The following is an 18,115-nucleotide window of genomic DNA, read 5'->3' as shown; positions in this document are numbered from 1 at the left end:
ACAACCATACCCCTCCACCCCGCAAGGGGGTGCTGGCGGCGGTCAGCCGCTTGAGTAGGTTTTCCTCTCCGTGATAAATCACGGAGCTTCCAACCCTCCCAGGAGTTTTACGTGAAAAGCATGATCACCAGTTAGCAGGAGGTTTTGATGATTTCCAGATCTCGATTATTCGGACGTTTAACAGTATTGGTGGCTTCAACAGTCGCCCTAGGTTTAGGAGGTTGTGGTCCGACAGATACCACTGGCGAGACAGAAACACCAGAGACTCAAGCTACAACTGTAGCCACAGAAGCACAGTTGCAGGTGGTGACCACATTCTTACCCATGACACAGTTTACCAGAGCTGTGGTAGGCGATCGCGCCACAGTAGTGCAATTAATGCCGACCAATGTGGGACCCCATGATTTTCAGGCTAGACCAGGAGATATACAGGCGATCGTCAACGCTGATGTCTTGGTGAAAAACGGCTTGGAAATGGAGTTTTTCCTAGATAGTTTGATTGAGAATGCCCGCAATGATAACCTAGTAATTATTGACTCTAGTCAAGGCATCCCTACCGTTGCTAATGAAGATCATGATCATGATCACGGTCATGGTCACGGTCACGGACATGATCACGGTCACGGACATGATCACGGTCACGGTCACGGTCATGATCACGGTCACGGTCACGGTCACGGTCATGATCACGGTCACGGACATCATCACCACCATCATGGAGAATTTAACCCCCATATTTGGCTAGATCCTAAACGCGCAATTCAGCAAGTCGAAAATATTCGAGATGGGTTAATAGCCACTGATCCAGAAGGGGCCGAAAAATACACAGCCAATGCGGCTGCATTCATCGAAAAACTGCGAGAACTTGATGCTGAGATTACCCAAAAACTAGCGCCTTTTGCTGGACAAACTTTTGTAGTCTTCCATGATTTTGCCCCCTACTTTGCCGAAAGGTATAACCTCATATCTCAATCTTTTGTGGGTATCCCGGAACAAAATCCATCCCCCCAAGATGTACAAAGAGTTATGAATACAGTTGCCGAATCAGGACTACAAACTATCCTGACTGAACCCCAAGTAGATCAGGATATGTTTTCTACGATCGCCCGAGATATGGGAATTCGTGTCGGTGTCTTTAACCCTATCGAAACTGGCGGACCTGAAGCGATCGAACCTGAATATTATCTGCGTGTCATGCGGCAAAATGCTCAAAATGTATTAGATGCTCTCGGCGGACAAACACAGTCATGGCTACCTTTATCAACGCCTAAATCTGTGGCGGTTATTCCCCAACCAGTTGGCTTACGCTTCTAGGTTAAACCCTCTGAGATTGCCGGGTTATTTAGCCCGGTAATTAATCATTAATTGTGCTAAATTTAAGGAGATTAAAATTGAACAATCCCGTGTTAATGGTAGATAAACTAACTGTTTATCATGAGACATATTTGGCTGTTGACCAGGTTTCTTTTAGCTTAGAAGAAGGAACCGACATGGCAATTATTGGACCCAATGGGGCTGGGAAAAGTACATTAATTCAGTCGATTTTAGGCATTTTACACCGCCAAAATGGTGATGTATTTATCCTAGGACAGCCTTTGAGTCGCTCAGGATATTTGCCTAATTATGTCCGCCGGGAAATTGCCTATTTACCTCAAAATTTTATGTTCGATCGCCGCATTCCTATCACTGTTCAGGAATTAGTCGGTTTGGGATGGGATAAATTAGGTTTACAACTGCCTTGGGTGGGTTCCAGAAGCCGTTATCATGCTATTAGACAAGCCTTAATTAAGGTGGATGCTTGGAACCTACGCCATCACTTGATTGGTGGTCTTTCCGGTGGTGAAATGAAGCGAGTTTTATTAGCTTATTGTGTGGTGCGTCCCCGCCGCTTATTGATACTTGATGAGGCTTTGGCTGGTTTAGATGTTCAGGGAGAGTTGGATTTTTACCAATTATTATATCAACTCAAAAAAGAAGAAGGTTGGGCAATTTTGCAGATTTCCCACGACCTAGATCAGGTGAAAAAACACTGCGATCGCGTACTGTGTTTAAATCGCATGGTATTGTCAGAAGGAACCCCGGAAACTATCCTTTCTCCCGAAAATATATCGATCGCTTATGGTTCTCAATTACGATTAATCCATACCAATAATTATCATATAAACAATCAAATCACGGGTTAATTATTACCCGGTAACATGGAAATCTGATCTAATTATAAGGAGATTAACCCTTGAATATTCCAGCCGACTTAATGCGTATGATTGAGCTTTTTCAACTGCCTTTTATGCAGCGAGCTATCATGGGTGGCATTCTGACTGGGTTGATGGGGGGAATGTTAGGCAGTTTCACCATTTTAAGACAGCTTTCTTTTTTTAGTGATGCCCTCGGACATTCCGCATTATTAGGCATTAGTATTAGCCTGTTATTAAGGCTTGATCCGTCTTGGGTGATTCTACCTTTTGCCGTATTATTTGCCCTCGGTGTTACCTATTTTATGGAACGTACCCAACTCTGGACTGATGCTTTATTAAATATAATTTACTCTTCATCTCTGGCTATTGGTATTATTATCCTGAGTTTTAGAGACGATTACCGAGGGGGAATTAATAATATTTTATTTGGCGATATTTTGGGGATTCGCGAATCGGATTTAATCTTGTCTGGTTTGTTACTATTAATCTGCATTGCATTTATTGCCCTCACTTTGCGATCGCAGATGTTACTAACCTTAAATGAACCCTTAGCCATTGCACGCGGCGTGGCTGTCACACCCCATCGCACTGTCTTTATAGTCTTATTATCCCTACTGGTGGGAATATCCATCAGGGCGATCGGTGTATTGCTAATTAGTGCTTTTGTGGTAATTCCCGCCTGTGCGGCTAGGTTACTAACCCGCAATTTTATCGGTTACATTATCGTATCATCGGCTTTAGGTGGATTTAGTGCGGTTTTAGGTATGATGTTATCAGCCTTATTAAACTTGCCCTCCGGTCCCAGTATTGTCACCATGCAGTTAGCCATTTTTCTGCTGGCTATTCTCATTCCCAATCTGAAACTGTTAGTATCCTAATATCTGCCAGAAATCCCAGAGAAGGTCTGTTAATGTAGCGATCGCCGCCAGTCAAAAAACCTGTTTAATAAACTTTGCTGCCATTTACTTTCAGCAAATTTCCGCTTTTTCAATAATAAAGCAGCCTTGCTATTTACCTCCGAAAGAGTCGGGTAAACGTGAATACCTGTTAACGCCGAAACCTTCAAATTATTAGCCATTGCCAAAACTACCTCATGGATTAATTCCCCCGCCACTGGTCCGACAAGATGAGCCCCAAGAATATCCCCATTTCCGCGCACAATAATTTTCCCAAAACCCCCCGTTTCTCCCTCAGCTTGGGCGCGATCCACATCAGAAAACTGTTGTCTAAGAATATAAACATCATCCCCATAAGCAGCCTTCGCCTGTGCTTCTGTCAACCCCACCCGCGCCAATTCTGGGTCAGTAAATGTCGCCCAAGGAATTACGCGATAATTTACCTTACTTACTGGGAAAAACAGGGCATTAGTCAACACCACAACGGCTTCATAACCCGCCACATGGGTAAACTGATAACCCCCAATTACATCCCCACAGGCATAAATTCGGGAATTGGTAGTTTGTAGCTTTTCATTGACCTTAATTCCCCCAGGTTCTACGGCTACTCCCGCCGCCTCTAAATTGAGGGATTCCACATTAGGCGATCGCCCTGAAGCCAGCAAAATTTCATCAACAATAACCGTATTATTCCCGGCTTTAATCAGTTTTTTACCCTGGGCAATTTCCACAGTTTCCGCCCGTGATTTCGGCAAAATGCGGATTCCTTCAGCCTGAAATTGCTGTTCAACTACCCTAGCCGCTTCCGGTTCTTCTTTCGGTAAAATATGATCGCGACTGGAAATAATTGTCACCTCCGAACCCAACCGAGAAAAAGCCTGTCCTAACTCACAACCAATAGGACCCGCCCCAATGATAGCCAGAGATTTCGGGCATTTTTCCAAGGAAAATACCTGTTCATTAGTGAGAAAACCAGCCTCTGTTAAACCTGGTATATTGGGAATAGCGGCACGGGAACCGGTAGCAATAACAAACGCCCTAGCTGTTAATTTTTTCCCATTGACTGCAAAAGTTTTGGCATCAATAAATTGACCATCCCCAAAAATTACCTCAACCCCTAATCCTTGAAAACGTTGTGGGGAGTCATGGGGTTCTATATTTTTAATTACTTGTTGAACATGAGCGATCGCTTCGGCAAAATTAATGGTTGGCGAGGTTGTATGTATGCCAAATTTAGCGGCATTTTTGACTTGATAAGCCCGGCGAGAAGCATGAATCAAAGACTTGCTAGGAACACAACCAAACCAGAGACAATCACCCCCTAAGCGATCGCGTTCCACTAGGGCGACCTTAGCCTTTAATTGTGCGGCAGCACTAGCCACAACCAAACCCCCGGAACCCCCACCAATGACGATAATATCATAATCCACAGCCATAATTTTTCCCCTAATTAAATCACATGAATTTGCTACCTCCAGAATATGATAAACTCATTAATCTGAAGGTAGCCGGAAACTTAACTGAGTAATAACTGAAAATTACCCCAACTTCTGATTAACTCACAGATGGATCGGTGGTAGTTTCTGACCCGCCACCCGCGAAAAATTGGCGAGTTACAGCAGCAGTAATAATGTGGGAAAGTAAACCCATTGGACCCGCAAATAAACATAAAATCAGAGAATGAATTGTCCAAACTCCGGTTTTTTGTCCTTCCCAATATATCCAACGTCCCACAAACAGATCTAAGATTAAAAAGTGAACCCACCCGGCGGCTGCGATCGTTTCATCTCCGAAAAACTTAGCGATATCTGCTAATTGGGGGTTGGATAAAGCCGCCGCACTTTCCGGGTTTATGCTACCCGCAAACAGATACAAATATGTTAACGCCAACAGGATAAAGGGAATATATGATTCCATCACTTTTCTGGTAACTCCCCAATTGGGAACAAACACCATTAGACCCCAAAAAGGCAGTACAAATATGTTGGCGACATTAAAAATTTGGTCAACTGGTAAATTTAACATGGCTGACTTGTGAACAGTATTAATTAACTATAACAAATTTTGGGCAGTTTGTTAATCATGGGGCTAAACTTCGATGATTTGTCTAAGCTGAATTGGTCGAGTTTAACTAAATAAGCTGTGATTATAAATGGTTAAAATGGTCACAGGATTTACAGAAACAAATCTGGTTAAACTCCCCAGAGAAAATGAACGGGAAAGCTGTACTTGTAACAGATGATAATTCCAGTGTTTTTCCCTGGTAATTTTGTCTTTAACCCACTGTAATGCTAAATTGATATGTTCTAAAGTTCTCAAAACTACTACTATCCTACCTCCCGGAGAAAGTCGAATGCTACAGATTCCTAAAATCTCCGGTAAATTGTTGTCGGGAATGCCCATAAAAATGCGATCGGGCGTTCTCAAATGATGTAATATAGCGGGAAATTCCCCATTAATTGATATCACATTGTTTATCTGAAATCTGCGGCAATTTTGTTCAATTAAACAGGTTCCCGATGCCGTTTTTTCGATGGCGTAAATGGTGGACTGGGGAAATAATCTCGCTATTTCTACTGAGAGACAACCCGGACTGGCTTGCATATCCCAAACTACTTGATTTGGCTGTAACCCTAGTTCCCCTAATGCTAAGATACGCAGTTCCCGTGGCGTGATTAATTCGGGTTGATTGCTATTGCCGAAAAATAGGTGATCTGGTATTCCTAAACTGGGAAGATTGGCTAAATCAACCTGGTCGATAATCGCTGGTAAATCGGGTAATAATATCACCAAGTTTAAGGGTGAAAATTGATAGTTATTTATCCGGTCTACCGGGTAGGGTTGTACTCGCTCATTTTCGCCCCCCAAATTTTCGGCAACCCAGAATTGATAAACTTTCGCTAAATCTAGGGATAAGATTAATTGAGCGATCGCTTGAGGGGGATAATCTACACTTGTCAAAATGCCTATCTTTTTAACCCCCTCTTTTAAAGCCTGAGTTAAGCTATCCATTGACCGACTATCAACCCTAATGATTCTCGCATCTTCCCAAGGAATTTGCAGACGGTTAAAAGCTAACTGCATTGAACTAATATGGGGATAAAAAATTAACTGTTCTGGTGGAAAGTTGGCGGCTAATAATCCCCCCACATCAAAAAATAACGGATCGCCAGATACTAAAAATATCACCTCCGGGTTAGTCTGATAATTCCTTTCCCAATTGGTTAGCCATTGTTTCAGTTCGGACAGTGTTTCGACCATATCGGTTAACAGCAATTTTGGAATAGTCTCATAGCTGCTTAAAAAACCCAAATTGCGAGAGTTCCCCACTAACAGATTACCCCGTTTAACCACCCGGCGAACGGAGTCGGAAAGTCCCGCCAATCCATCTAAATTAATGCCAATAATATGTATCGTCAACTATCTACTTTAGGTAAATTGTCAATATTCACAATTAATCAATTAACAGCCATTTTTGGTCAATAATTAGCCAGATTTTACTACTTTAAACAATATCCTGATATTGTCGCGTTCAATTATGATTGGATATGTTCAGTGCGTCAGCAGCACAATTAACTCTAATTGAGAGCATCTTAAAAAACTGCATCTGACGCACCCAAAAAAAAGCCTTAAAAAACAAATCGCGGCCAGTGAGCTTCTCGGCGATAAGCCATCATGTCTTCAAATTTCCTAAAATCGGCTTTTTTTATCAGTATTTCTTGGGGATTATCGAGCCATTGATGGTTTAACTCAAAAATTTGTTGGCTCAAAGTTTCTCGGTCTAAATCATTAGGGATAGAGCCAAAATATCCCAAAGTAACATGAGCCACCAAGTGATATTGCTGCTCAATTCCCAAAGCCATTAAACTACGATTCTGATAAATAGACCTTCGGAATTGAATCAACAAATTATAAGCCTCCTCATCCCTAGGAACCAAACAAACAACGATCGCCCTAGTCATTACCATCAAACCCAAAACCTGCCATTGAAAAGGCTGGGAGATTTTCTGAGATTCAAAAATAGTAAAAGATTCGGCGATCGCCTCTTGAACTTTACTTTCAAAATCGGGTATTTGCTGAGAAGCATCTCGATACAAATCATCCCAAATCAAATCAGCCAAAGTAAAATGGAGGCTATCTGGGGGAATCTTCACAAAAAAATCAGGGTCTAAAATTCGTGCCAGTTGCTGTTGACAATCGGTCAAATTTTGATAAAAATCGGCATTATCAACATCTTCCCCAGCCGGAGGCGTAATCACACTGTAACCAGGAAAAGGAACCGGCTTCCTCTGACCTTGAGCATCAAGGGTAAATTTAGGGGATTCCTGGATATGTTCCAGTTGTGATAGGTAAGCCGGCCCTAAAGTCATCCTGGCGACCCGATTGACATAGGTTTGATAGTTATCGTCCAAGTCTGTTTTCCTCGTTATTCAAAGACAATTTGTTATGCCAATTTACCTGTACTGGGGGGACGACGACTTCTCCCTGAGCAAAGCAGTGGACACCTTGCGGGAATCTGTCGTTGATCCCAATTGGTCTAGTTTCAATTTTGACAAAATTCTGCCCGATACACCAGATTCAGTCATTTCTGGACTAAATCAAGCTATGACTCCACCATTCGGGTTGGGACATCGTTTAGTATGGCTAGTTAACACACCCCTGACTCAGCATTGTTCTCCAGAAATTCTACAGGAGTTAGAGCGAACCTTACCGGCTATTCCCGAAACCACCACCCTATTATTTAGCAGTCCCAATAAACCTGATGGCCGCCTCAAATCCACGAAACTCCTACAAAAATATGCCAAAGTTCAGGAATTTTCGGCAATACCCCCCTGGAAAACTGACCAATTGGAACAGCGAGTCCGAGAAGTAGCCCAACAACTGGGGGTTAAACTCAAAGCAGAATCAGTGGCTTTTGTAGCCGAAGCGGTGGGAAATGATACCCGCCAACTTTATGGCGAAATGGAAAAACTTAAACTATATGCTGAGACGACAGACGGTTCCCTAGACATCAAAACTATTACTCCCCTAATTCACAGCAATACCCAGAATAGTCTAAAACTGGCGATCGCCATTAGAGAAGGCAAAACTAGCCAAGCCCTAGGGTTAGTTGCCGATTTAATCGCCCACAACGAACCCGCCCTCAAAATCCTAGCTACCCTAGTAGGACAATTCCGCACCTGGCTATGGGTCAAATTGATGATCGAAACCGGAACCAGAGATGATAAAGAAATCGCCCGCCTCGCGGAAGTGGGGAACCCCAAGCGGATATACTTTCTGAAAAAAGAAGTGCAGCCCCTTTCGTTACAGCAACTTCAACAAACCTTACCGAAACTGCTGCAATTGGAAATTAGCCTTAAACGTGGCGCAGATGAACAGTCAACGCTACAAACACAGATCATCGAACTTTGTCGCTTATTTCACCGCTGATGTATGATAGATTATCATTTGAGTGGCACAGTTCGCCGTTTCAGTCTGGGTCTGGTATCTTTACGCCCCTGTAATATCGGGTGTAAGGGCGGCTTAAAAGCCCTGGAGCCTGGCTCCCCCGTTTCTGAATCTGTGTCACGTCCGAGGTATCACTGAAAATTCCCCAAGGTTCTCGTGAGGGTTAGCCATGCCAAACCAAAGCCAACTGGAACTAGCCAAGCAGGGCGATCCCCAGGCGATTGCCAATGTGATTAACAATTCCCTAAAAGCTAAAAACATTAATGCCGATGTCTGTCGGGAAGATAACTCCCTACACATCATGCTAGAAGGGGATGCGGTTCCTAACAATCAACAATCATTGGTGACATTTGTTCGCAATGGGATGACTAAGTTAGATGTCCCCTCTATCTATACTGTGAAAATCTATGGACGACAATTGGGGGATGATCCCGCTTGGGAAGAAGAGATCGTTTTGAAGGAGCCACCACCGAAGGCGATCGACCCGGAAGATGATATGATTCCCCCTGATGTAGGTGATATTGAGGACGATTTCAGCGAACAAGATACCCTCCTCGATCAGGATGATCATATTGATGATTATGTTGTCGATGATGATGACATTGACCCCGACTACATAGATGATGACCAAGATATTGATGATGATGACCAGGGTGGCTACATTCCAGAAGAAGATGATGATCCTGATGATGATGATGATGATGATGATGAGGACAAAACCCAAGAAGTACAACCTTCTCATCCGAAAAGTAATAAAGTCCTGTTACTGATTCCGATCGTATTATTGGTGGCGATCGCTGCTTTAGCTGGATTGCATTTTGCTGGTATCTTCTCTCTACCTTTCCTCCCTGGTGGTAGTTCAGAAATGACCACCGACCCGGACCCCGCCGACACTGCGGAACCGACGGACCCAGAAACTCCCCAAACGGCGGAACCGACAGACCCAGAAACTCCCCAAACGGCAGAACCCGCCGCCCCCCCCACGGTCCCGACGGACCCTTGGCGTGACGGCATTAATGCGGCAATGAATGCGGCGACCCTAGCCCAGACCGCCCAATCTCAAGCTGAATGGAATGCGGTAGCCAGTGAGTGGCAAAAAGCCAGTGAACTCATGAGCCAGGTTCCACAGGACAGCGAAAACTATCAGGCTGCTCAAGAGAGGGTTGGCCAGTATGCTGAGAATCAGCGTATAGCGCAACAACGTGCGACCACTGCGCCCTAGGGAAGATATGATATGAGGTATAGCCGTGACTAATAAACAAGCCAGATCACAGAAACCATGGCCGGGCAGTATCAAACCCACCTATTATACGCTGTTGGGCTTGCATCCCTCGGCATCATCCATGGAAATTCGGCGGGCTTACCGAGAGCTGAGTAAACGTTATCATCCAGATACAACAGATTTATCAGAAGATTGTGCTAAGGCTAAATTCCAAGAGTTGAATGAGGCGTATAGCATTCTGAGTAATCCCGATCGCCGTCAAATCTATGATCAAACTATTAGTACAACGCGGGTGATCACTCCCCCCACTGAGATTAATTATCGGCACCATTCGAGACCATCAAAATCGAGGCATTCCAGCGCGACGGAAGCGATCGCCGCCGAAAATCGGCCTTTATCTCCCGGAGAACTATTTGCTCTGTTAATGATGGCAGTCAGTTTGATAAGCTGTTTAGGATTAGCAATAGCGATCGCCATGTTTCGTTCAGATATAACCCTTTAAGCGAGAAAAATTTTCAACAGCAATCAATTATGACCTTACCCAGTCCCAATACCCCCCTATATAATCATCCCCTACCAGAAATCGAAGACTGGTTACGTTCCCTTGGTGGGGAACAGGACTCCCAGGAACTCCATTCTTGGCAAGTAGAAAAGCCCACCTGGAAAGCGGAGCTATGGTTAGATATTGACCAAATAACAGTCCGTTACATTGGCGCAGGTACAGACGGCCAAGACATTCAACGGTCTTTTAAATACTCCCTGAGTCGTCAAGATATCGAACAAGCGGTTTTTTCCGGTCCCTAATTCATTCACGAGTACCCACCTTACCAAATCGACGCTCTCGCTGCTGATAAGAACACAGGGCCAGGTGAAACTCATGGCTGTTAAAATCCGGCCAGAGAGTGTCAGTCACATAAATCTCAGCATAAGCGATTTGCCACAGCAAAAAATTACTAATCCGTAATTCCCCACTGGTGCGAATCAATAAATCCGGGTCAGAAGTTCCGGCTGTATACAAATACTTTTCAAATAAAGCCCCATCAATGGCTTCCGGTTCGAGAGTACCCTGTTTAACCTGGTTGGCGATCGCCTGACAAGCCCTAACAATCTCCTCCCGTCCCCCGTAATTAGTAGCCACAGTCAACAAAATCCCCTCATTATTGCGGGTAGTCTCCATTGACTTCTCAATGCACTCTCTCAGAGAACCAGGAAGCCCCTGTAAATTCCCCGCAAACCTAATCCTAACCTCCTCCTCCATCATCTCCTCAAGTTCCCGCATGAGAACCCGCTCAAACAAAGCCATCAAAAAATCTACTTCTTCTAGGGGTCGCCCCCAATTTTCCGTGGAAAAGGCATAAACCGTTAAAGCATTAATTCCCCAATCACGACAGTAACGGAGTAAATTCTTGAGAGCATCAATCCCTCGCCGATGTCCCATAGTGCGTGGTAGTCCCCGACGTTTCGCCCAGCGACCATTACCATCCATGATCACCGCGACATGGTTTGGGAGGCGATTTCGGTCAAGGTCAGCAGGTAACTCATGTATAACCCTTGGCTTTCGACTCATTTTTTCTCCCGAGAAGCTGACGAACGAAAACGGAACACCTGGGAAATGAACGACCACCTCTTTAATCCTATTCGCCGTTTAAGGGTATCTATGGAAATAGGAGGCTTAGTTCTATCATCCCCCGCCACAAAAGACCGAGCTTCTAATAACTCCTTGAGTTTACTACTGGTTAGGGGTCGATTCAGTACACCTTTATCAGCCAGAGAAATTGACCCGGTTTCTTCAGAAACCACAATACATACACACTTAGCAACCTTTTCTGTAATGCCCATAGCTGCTCGATGGCGGGTTCCCAACTGTCGCGAGGCTATCCTTTCAGACAGGGGCAAAATCACCCCGGCAGCAGCCACCCTAGAGGCTCTAATCAGCACCGCACCATCATGGAGTAGAGTTTTAGGCTGAAAAATCGTCTGTAGCAGTTCCCTGGAAACTTCGGCATTTAAACGCACACCCGGAACGGAAAAATCACGCTCATCAATGGGACTGCCTATTTCAATTATAATCAAAGCCCCAGTACGGTTTTGAGAAAGTTCTTTGACCGCCTCGACAATTTGATCAATGACTCCATCGGTTTCAGGGATACCTTTTCGGCTGGCAGCAAACAGTTGCAGCACCTCCCCTCGCCCTAATTTTTCCAGAAATTGTCTAAACTCTGACTGCAAAATCACAGCCATAGCCACTGCGGAACCAGTTACCAAACTATTTAGGGCAATATAAAGCAGTCTCAGATTAGCCCAATTACTGATCGCCGTTGCCAACATTAACACAATGAAACCTCGAACCATCCACAAGGTTCGACGCTCTCCAATAATCACAAGGACGATATAGGCGACGGCAAAAACCAGTCCAATATCGATGCTGTTAACCAACCAGGACTCAAGCCAGGCAGGGTCTTGACTTTGACCCGAACTCATTGAACGCGATATGAGGTTAAAACTATTGACATCTTCCCGAACTCCCAACTTATCGATAATGAATTAATTATCTATATTGCTGGGGACTCGATTCCTCATCCTTAAATGGGGACAGGCATGATGCGGGGCGATGTCTAACCCCGCGTTAGTTACTTAAATTAAGGCATCAAGGGCGATCGCCAAGCCTCTCGGGTAAACGATCCTGACGAATCAGATCCGAATAGGTCTCCCGTTGAATAATTATCGAACTTAGGGAATCATTCACCAGAACGGCTGCCGGACGAGGCAGACGATTATAGTTAGAAGCCATACTATAATTGTAGGCTCCTGTTGCCATTACCACCAAGATATCACCAGTTTGACAATCTCCGGGGAGATGGGCTTGTTGAATGAGGATGTCCCCAGATTCACAATGTTTGCCAGCTACTGTTATGGTTTCGGTTAATGGTGCGGACATCCGATTAGCAATTACCACTCTATACACAGATTGATAAGTAATCGGACGGGGATTATCTGACATTCCCCCATCAACGGCTATATAAGTCCGCAGATCTGGAATCTCTTTGCGAGAACCAATCGTGTAAGCAGTGATCGCAGCCGGACCAATAATTGATCGCCCTGGTTCACACAACAGCTTAGGTAAAGGGATTTGGCGCTGTTCACAGGCGGCGACGACGGATGAGGCGATCGCACTTACCCAACTTTCAATACTGGGGGGGTCATCATCTTCTGTATACCGAATCCCTAGACCTCCCCCCACATTAACTTCGGTAATATTTAAACCATACTGACTGCCTTTAGTGACCGCATCCATTAGCACCCCAGCTAAGTCTTGATGGGGTTGCAGTTCAAAAATCTGAGAGCCAATATGAGCGTGAATTCCCTCGCAGCATAGAGATGGGTTACTGCTGACAAATTTAAACACCTCATCAAGTTGATTAGGATCAAATCCGAATTTACTATCAAGATGTCCGGTGCGAATATACTCATGGGTGTGACACTCGATTCCTGGGGTAAATCTGATCATCACCCGCACGGGGGATTGTACAGACATTTCATCTGCCAATTCCACCAGGTTGGTCAGGTCTAGCCAGTTGTCAGCCACTACAGTACAGCCAGTGCTAATGGCTAACTCCAGTTCCGATCGCGATTTATTATTACCATGTAGGTAAATCTTATCGGGACTCACCCCCGCCGTTTTCGCGGTGTATAGTTCCCCACCAGAAACCACATCAGTTCCCAAACCTTCCGAGGCAACTATTGCACAAATCGCTAAACAATTCCATGCCTTAGAAGCATAGAGAATCAGCGATTCTCCCGGATAGTATTTCGCCCAAGCCTCCCGGTATTGACGGCAAGCAGTACGCAGGGTCACTTCATCTAATATATATAGAGGGGAACCAAACTGACTGACCATTTCCGCGACATCACAACCCCCAATTTCTAGGTGGTCTTGGTGGTTGACCTTAGCGGTGAGGGGTAACAGTTGTTGGTTAGGCGATCGCTCGGTTGTGCTTTCTTCCGAGTTGAGTAGGTACTGAAGTCCTGAATTTTCCACAGTTTTAGTATCAATAGTTAGTTTTTTTATCGGCGCGTGTATCTGCGATCGTACCAAATTTCTGTCACCATGGTTAATCTTAATCTATCTATTAGCTTTCAGCCCAGCCTCTGTGACCATCCTACAACTCAAACTTCTCACCCCCGACTTATTACCCGCAGTAGTAGAACTCGATCGCCTTTGCTTAGGTGGACTATGGAATGAATCGGGATATCAACGGGAATTAGATAGCCCCAATAGCGATCTGGTCATCTGGACACACCCAACCCAGGGACAACCCTTATCAGGTTTACAGCCAATTTCCGTACAAGTCGCCCAAACGCCACCCCTACCAGTCATAGGCATCGGTTGTCTCTGGGCTATTGTAGACGAAGCCCATATCACTTTACTAGCCATTCATCCCGATTATCGCGGCTTAGGTCTAGGGGCCGATTTACTGCGGGCTTTACTGCAACTCGCCCAACAGCGAGGATTATCCCACGCTACCCTAGAAGTTAAGCCCTCCAATCATATCGCCCTATCTCTATATCAAAAATTCGGCTTCCAAATTGCCGGAAGGCGCAAAAAATACTATGCCGACACCGGAGAAGATGCCCTAATACTTTGGCTTTCTGGTCTGCCAAGTCTTATTTGAGATTGTGCTAAAATCCGGGTCAGAGACAGACAACCACGATACAGAATCACTGATTCCATTTCGGGTACTTTGTCCCTATTCGGCAGATCCCGTAGTCATTGGGGATTACTCAATGGCCAAAGACGAGCCGATCGCCAACCTAAATACCTCATCCCGTAGATACAATTAAAAATGAGTCAATCCCATAAGTAAAACTTGTTGAGCAACTTTCGGCATAGTTTTACCCGATCATTGAAAATATCACGCTAAAATTAGCATACGAGCCAGCAGCAGGTGATAAAAATTAGCCATGTTTGAACGCTTCACAGAAAAAGCCATTAAGGTGATCATGTTAGCCCAGGAGGAAGCACGCCGCCTGGGACATAACTTCGTAGGAACAGAACAGATCCTCCTGGGTCTGATTGGCGAAGGGACTGGCGTAGCAGCCAAAGTCCTGAAGTCCATGGGGGTCAACCTCAAAGATGCTCGGATCGAGGTCGAAAAAATCATCGGCCGTGGCTCCGGGTTTGTAGCCGTTGAAATTCCGTTCACTCCGCGCGCCAAGAGGGTTTTAGAACTTTCCTTGGAAGAGGCTCGTCAACTCGGGCATAATTATATCGGCACAGAACATTTGCTTCTGGGTCTGATCCGAGAAGGAGAAGGAGTAGCCGCTCGCGTCCTGGAAAATTTGGGCGTTGACCTGTCGAAGGTTCGCACCCAGGTAATTAGGATGTTGGGTGAAACGGCGGAAGTCACCGCCGGGGGAAGTAGCGGTCGCACTAAGACCCCAACCCTCGATGAGTTTGGCTCTAATTTGACCCAAATGGCCGCTGAGGGCAAACTTGACCCGGTAGTGGGACGACAAAAGGAAATTGAGCGGGTGATCCAGATTTTGGGTCGGCGTACCAAAAATAATCCGGTCCTAATTGGAGAACCGGGTGTCGGTAAAACAGCGATCGCCGAAGGTCTCGCCCAGCGCATTGCTCAAAATGATATTCCCGACATTCTGGAAGATAAACGAGTTGTTACCCTCGATATCGGTCTATTGGTGGCGGGTACTAAGTATCGGGGTGAGTTTGAGGAACGACTCAAAAAGATTATGGATGAAATCCGCTCTTGCGGTAATGTCATCCTGGTAATTGATGAGGTTCACACCCTCATTGGTGCAGGTGCTGCGGAAGGAGCTATCGATGCGGCTAATATCCTCAAGCCAGCTTTGGCGCGGGGTGAGTTGCAGTGTATCGGTGCTACTACCCTCGATGAGTACCGCAAGCATATTGAACGGGATGCGGCCCTAGAACGTCGGTTCCAACCCGTGATGGTCGGTGAGCCTTCGGTACCGGAAACCATTGAGATTCTCTATGGACTGCGGGAACGCTATGAGCAGCACCACAAACTTAAAATTATCGATGAGGCTCTCGAAGCAGCAGCGAAATTGTCCGATCGCTATATTAGCGATCGCTATCTCCCCGATAAGGCGATCGATTTGATTGATGAAGCCGGATCGCGGGTGCGCCTGATTAACTCCCAACTTCCCCCAGCCGCTAAGGAACTCGACAAGGAATTGCGACAAGTCCTCAAGGAAAAAGACGACGCGGTGCGCTCCCAAGACTTTGACCGAGCCGGAGAATTGCGCGATCGCGAAATGGAAATTAAATCCCAAATTCGGGCGATCGCTCAAAACAAAAAATCCGAAACTCGCACCGACGACGATGATTCCCCCATGGTAACAGAAGAGGATATCGCCCAAATCGTGGCCAGTTGGACCGGGATTCCCGTTAACAAACTCACCGAGTCCGAGTCCGAGAAACTCCTGCACATGGAAGACACCCTCCACCAGCGTCTTATCGGTCAGGAAGAAGCTGTCAAAGCCGTTTCTCGCGCCATCCGTCGTGCGCGTGTCGGACTCAAGAACCCCAACCGACCCATCGCTAGTTTCATCTTCTCTGGACCCACAGGCGTAGGTAAAACCGAGTTGACTAAATCCCTCGCCGCCTACTTCTTCGGCTCAGAAGAAGCTATGATCCGCCTGGATATGTCGGAATTTATGGAGCGGCACACCGTTTCTAAACTCATCGGTTCTCCTCCCGGCTATGTGGGTTACAACGAAGGTGGACAACTCACCGAAGCCGTGCGCCGTCGTCCTTATACCGTGGTGCTGTTCGACGAAATCGAAAAAGCTCACCCCGATGTCTTCAATATGTTATTGCAGATTTTGGAAGATGGGCGCTTGACCGATGCTAAAGGTCGCACCGTAGACTTTAAAAACACCCTGATCATCATGACGAGCAACATTGGCTCTAAGGTGATCGAAAAAGGTGGCGGCGGTCTTGGGTTCGAGTTTGAAGAAAATCAAGCTGATGCTCAATATAACCGCATCCGCAACCTGGTTAATGAAGAACTTAAACAATACTTCCGTCCTGAGTTCCTTAACCGTCTTGATGAAATTATCGTCTTCCGTCAACTCAATAAAGATGAGGTCAAGGAAATTGCGGTAATTATGCTTAACGAGGTGTTCGGTCGCCTCACTGAAAAAGGCATTCGCCTGGAAATTACCGATCGCTTTAAAGAAAGACTGGTAGAAGAAGGTTATAATCCCAGCTACGGTGCGCGTCCCCTGCGTCGCGCCATTATGCGTTTGCTGGAAGATAGCCTCGCCGAGGAAATCCTCTCTGGTCGCGTCAAAGAAGGCGATACGGCGATCGTTGATGTTAATGAGGACGGTCAAGTTCAAGTCTTACAAGGCGAAAAACGGGAACTGCTCCCCCAAGCCGCTGACTAATTGCTAGGCGTAGGTTTTTAAGCCTATTGTTATTGCATCGATAATATATGTAGGGATAATTCGTGAATTGTCCCTACTTTTTTTTAGAATGATGTAGTAGCGTTTTCACAAAAATCATGAATAATAAAAACTCGGGGCGCTTGGTTTGGAATCACTCTACCCACCTTCAGGGCTTGATCCCTGTCTTAGATAGATTAACCAAGTATCAGGGAATTCATACGATTACCCCGGGAGTAATTACTAGGGCTAAGGCTCATTGTCCGCACATGAAGTTAAGAGTATCTGTTCCTATTCGCGGCGGCTTTAAGGTCTTGGCTAGGGCGGGAAAAACCGTTCAGGAAGTCTTTTTTGTGACTAGCCTCTCCCAAAGCGAATTAGAAGGAGCGATCGCTAATGCTCTGAGAAAATGACTTAATATCCTAGACTTTCCGGGTAACCGGGTTCCTACCCGAAAAGGAGTCACGGAACCCGTTACACCCGGTCAAAGTATCAGAAACCAGGTTTCTCAGTCCTCTCTCTAGCCTCCAGCCACAGCCGGAACAATACTCACTTCATCACCATCAGCTAAGGCGGTATTCGTACCATCTAAGAAGCGAATATCCTCACTGTTGACGTAGAAATTCAAAAAGCGCCTCGGTTTTCCTTCATCATCACAGAGACTTTTCTTGATACCCGGACAACTAGCTTCCAGGGAATCAATTAGTTCCATAATGTTCGTCCCCTCGCACTCAAGGGTAGCTTGGTTGTTAGTGAACTTTTGCAGGGGAGTGGGAATTAAAACTTTAACAGCCATTGTTGATTAATTGGATAGAAAATTGCCGTCAAAAGGAGAAGGCTTGCACCTTCCCCCAAGATTTCACGTAAAACTCCTGGGAGGGTTGGAAGCTCCGTGATTTATCGCGGAGAGGAAAACCGACTCA

18 protein-coding genes are annotated in these 18,115 nt (G+C 45.6%); 10 read left to right on the top strand and 8 right to left on the bottom strand.

Annotated features, from left to right (window positions below; translation table 11 throughout):
* Positions 1-147 precede the first annotated feature (147 nt).
* From P5683_RS15720 to P5683_RS15710, 3 genes are all read left to right on the top strand, one after another.
* Positions 148-1,314 carry a metal ABC transporter solute-binding protein, Zn/Mn family gene (locus P5683_RS15720; RefSeq protein ID WP_315639686.1) on the top strand — a complete coding sequence of 389 codons (1,167 nt, stop codon included), beginning with the start codon at positions 148-150 and terminating at the stop codon, positions 1,312-1,314.
* 77 nt (positions 1,315-1,391) lie between these two features.
* Positions 1,392-2,183: a metal ABC transporter ATP-binding protein gene (locus tag P5683_RS15715; protein WP_035758585.1), complete on the top strand. Its 792-nt coding sequence runs from the start codon at positions 1,392-1,394 to the stop codon at positions 2,181-2,183.
* A gap of 50 nt (positions 2,184-2,233) precedes the next feature.
* On the top strand, positions 2,234-3,073 hold the full coding sequence (locus tag P5683_RS15710) for a metal ABC transporter permease (RefSeq protein ID WP_006620685.1): 840 nt from the start codon (positions 2,234-2,236) through the stop codon (positions 3,071-3,073).
* A gap of 29 nt (positions 3,074-3,102) precedes the next feature.
* On the opposite strand, the gene P5683_RS15705 is transcribed toward P5683_RS15710, so the two are convergent.
* The 4 genes from P5683_RS15705 to P5683_RS15690 form a co-directional block, all read right to left on the bottom strand.
* Positions 3,103-4,527: an FAD-dependent oxidoreductase gene (locus P5683_RS15705; protein ID WP_315639684.1), complete on the bottom strand. Its 1,425-nt coding sequence runs from the start codon at positions 4,525-4,527 to the stop codon at positions 3,103-3,105.
* 118 nt (positions 4,528-4,645) lie between these two features.
* On the bottom strand, positions 4,646-5,116 hold the full coding sequence (locus P5683_RS15700; RefSeq protein ID WP_006670130.1) for an ABA4-like family protein: 471 nt from the start codon (positions 5,114-5,116) through the stop codon (positions 4,646-4,648).
* 102 nt (positions 5,117-5,218) lie between these two features.
* Positions 5,219-6,511 carry a bifunctional cobalt-precorrin-7 (C(5))-methyltransferase/cobalt-precorrin-6B (C(15))-methyltransferase gene (locus P5683_RS15695; RefSeq protein WP_006670131.1) on the bottom strand — a complete coding sequence of 431 codons (1,293 nt, stop codon included), beginning with the start codon at positions 6,509-6,511 and terminating at the stop codon, positions 5,219-5,221.
* Between the two features lie 209 nt (positions 6,512-6,720).
* Complete coding sequence (locus P5683_RS15690; protein WP_006620689.1) at positions 6,721-7,503, bottom strand: DUF1868 domain-containing protein; 783 nt, start codon at positions 7,501-7,503, stop codon at positions 6,721-6,723.
* Between the two features lie 34 nt (positions 7,504-7,537).
* On the opposite strand from P5683_RS15690, the gene holA reads away from it, so the two are divergent.
* From holA to P5683_RS15670, 4 genes are all read left to right on the top strand, one after another.
* Positions 7,538-8,521 carry a DNA polymerase III subunit delta gene (gene holA / locus P5683_RS15685; protein ID WP_008049405.1) on the top strand — a complete coding sequence of 328 codons (984 nt, stop codon included), beginning with the start codon at positions 7,538-7,540 and terminating at the stop codon, positions 8,519-8,521.
* A gap of 187 nt (positions 8,522-8,708) precedes the next feature.
* Entirely contained in the window at positions 8,709-9,761 is a 1,053-nt protein-coding gene (locus P5683_RS15680; RefSeq protein WP_006670134.1) for a hypothetical protein, read from the top strand.
* 25 nt (positions 9,762-9,786) lie between these two features.
* Positions 9,787-10,263 carry a J domain-containing protein gene (locus tag P5683_RS15675; protein ID WP_006620692.1) on the top strand — a complete coding sequence of 159 codons (477 nt, stop codon included), beginning with the start codon at positions 9,787-9,789 and terminating at the stop codon, positions 10,261-10,263.
* 29 nt (positions 10,264-10,292) lie between these two features.
* Positions 10,293-10,565, top strand: coding sequence for a DUF3143 domain-containing protein (locus P5683_RS15670; RefSeq protein ID WP_006670136.1), 273 nt, complete (start codon positions 10,293-10,295; stop codon positions 10,563-10,565).
* Position 10,566: 1 nt separating this feature from the next.
* On the opposite strand, the gene P5683_RS15665 is transcribed toward P5683_RS15670, so the two are convergent.
* From P5683_RS15665 to lysA, 3 genes are all read right to left on the bottom strand, one after another.
* Positions 10,567-11,328: an isoprenyl transferase gene (locus P5683_RS15665; protein WP_111890814.1), complete on the bottom strand. Its 762-nt coding sequence runs from the start codon at positions 11,326-11,328 to the stop codon at positions 10,567-10,569.
* A complete protein-coding gene (gene cdaA, locus P5683_RS15660; protein WP_008049403.1) occupies positions 11,325-12,242 on the bottom strand; it encodes a diadenylate cyclase CdaA in 918 nt (305 codons plus the stop codon). The genes P5683_RS15665 and cdaA overlap by 4 nt, the downstream gene beginning before the upstream one ends.
* Before the next feature lie 166 nt (positions 12,243-12,408).
* The gene (gene lysA / locus P5683_RS15655) at positions 12,409-13,800 is read right to left on the bottom strand and encodes a diaminopimelate decarboxylase (RefSeq protein ID WP_006620696.1); all 1,392 of its coding nucleotides are present in this window, start codon (positions 13,798-13,800) and stop codon (positions 12,409-12,411) included.
* Between the two features lie 112 nt (positions 13,801-13,912).
* Here lysA and rimI point away from each other — a divergent pair, with 112 nt between their 5' ends.
* The 3 genes from rimI to P5683_RS15640 all read left to right on the top strand — a co-directional run bounded on the left by rimI (position 13,913) and on the right by P5683_RS15640 (position 17,605).
* Positions 13,913-14,434, top strand: a complete 522-nt coding sequence (gene rimI / locus P5683_RS15650) for a ribosomal protein S18-alanine N-acetyltransferase (RefSeq protein WP_006620697.1) — start codon at positions 13,913-13,915, stop codon at positions 14,432-14,434.
* 289 nt (positions 14,435-14,723) lie between these two features.
* A complete protein-coding gene (locus P5683_RS15645; RefSeq protein WP_006620698.1) occupies positions 14,724-17,195 on the top strand; it encodes an ATP-dependent Clp protease ATP-binding subunit in 2,472 nt (823 codons plus the stop codon).
* A gap of 116 nt (positions 17,196-17,311) precedes the next feature.
* Positions 17,312-17,605, top strand: a complete 294-nt coding sequence (locus P5683_RS15640; RefSeq protein WP_006618429.1) for a DUF2103 domain-containing protein — start codon at positions 17,312-17,314, stop codon at positions 17,603-17,605.
* Positions 17,606-17,712: 107 nt separating this feature from the next.
* On the opposite strand, the gene P5683_RS15635 is transcribed toward P5683_RS15640, so the two are convergent.
* On the bottom strand, positions 17,713-17,988 hold the full coding sequence (locus tag P5683_RS15635) for a MoaD/ThiS family protein (RefSeq protein WP_006618430.1): 276 nt from the start codon (positions 17,986-17,988) through the stop codon (positions 17,713-17,715).
* Positions 17,989-18,115: the final 127 nt, after the last annotated feature.

Origin of the sequence: Limnospira sp. PMC 1279.21 (genome assembly GCF_032349615.1) — a bacterium.
In the GTDB taxonomy this organism is placed as follows: Bacteria; Cyanobacteriota; Cyanobacteriia; order Cyanobacteriales; family Microcoleaceae; genus Limnospira; species Limnospira fusiformis.
The sequence above is the reverse complement of the archived record's forward strand: the minus strand, read 5'-3'. Positions and strand labels throughout refer to the sequence as shown.

What these genes read in the sequence shown, in the direction of transcription:
- P5683_RS15720 (WP_315639686.1), top strand. Translation starts at nt 148, where the DNA reads ATGATTTCCAGATCTCGATTATTCGGACGTTTAACAGTATTGGTGGCT.
- P5683_RS15705 (WP_315639684.1), bottom strand. Translation starts at nt 4,527, where the DNA reads ATGGCTGTGGATTATGATATTATCGTCATTGGTGGGGGTTCCGGGGGT.
- P5683_RS15700 (WP_006670130.1), bottom strand. Translation starts at nt 5,116, where the DNA reads ATGTTAAATTTACCAGTTGACCAAATTTTTAATGTCGCCAACATATTT.
- holA (WP_008049405.1), top strand. Translation starts at nt 7,538, where the DNA reads ATGCCAATTTACCTGTACTGGGGGGACGACGACTTCTCCCTGAGCAAA.
- P5683_RS15680 (WP_006670134.1), top strand. Translation starts at nt 8,709, where the DNA reads ATGCCAAACCAAAGCCAACTGGAACTAGCCAAGCAGGGCGATCCCCAG.
- P5683_RS15670 (WP_006670136.1), top strand. Translation starts at nt 10,293, where the DNA reads ATGACCTTACCCAGTCCCAATACCCCCCTATATAATCATCCCCTACCA.
- P5683_RS15665 (WP_111890814.1), bottom strand. Translation starts at nt 11,328, where the DNA reads ATGAGTCGAAAGCCAAGGGTTATACATGAGTTACCTGCTGACCTTGAC.
- cdaA (WP_008049403.1), bottom strand. Translation starts at nt 12,242, where the DNA reads ATGAGTTCGGGTCAAAGTCAAGACCCTGCCTGGCTTGAGTCCTGGTTG.
- P5683_RS15645 (WP_006620698.1), top strand. Translation starts at nt 14,724, where the DNA reads ATGTTTGAACGCTTCACAGAAAAAGCCATTAAGGTGATCATGTTAGCC.
- P5683_RS15640 (WP_006618429.1), top strand. Translation starts at nt 17,312, where the DNA reads ATGAATAATAAAAACTCGGGGCGCTTGGTTTGGAATCACTCTACCCAC.
- P5683_RS15635 (WP_006618430.1), bottom strand. Translation starts at nt 17,988, where the DNA reads ATGGCTGTTAAAGTTTTAATTCCCACTCCCCTGCAAAAGTTCACTAAC.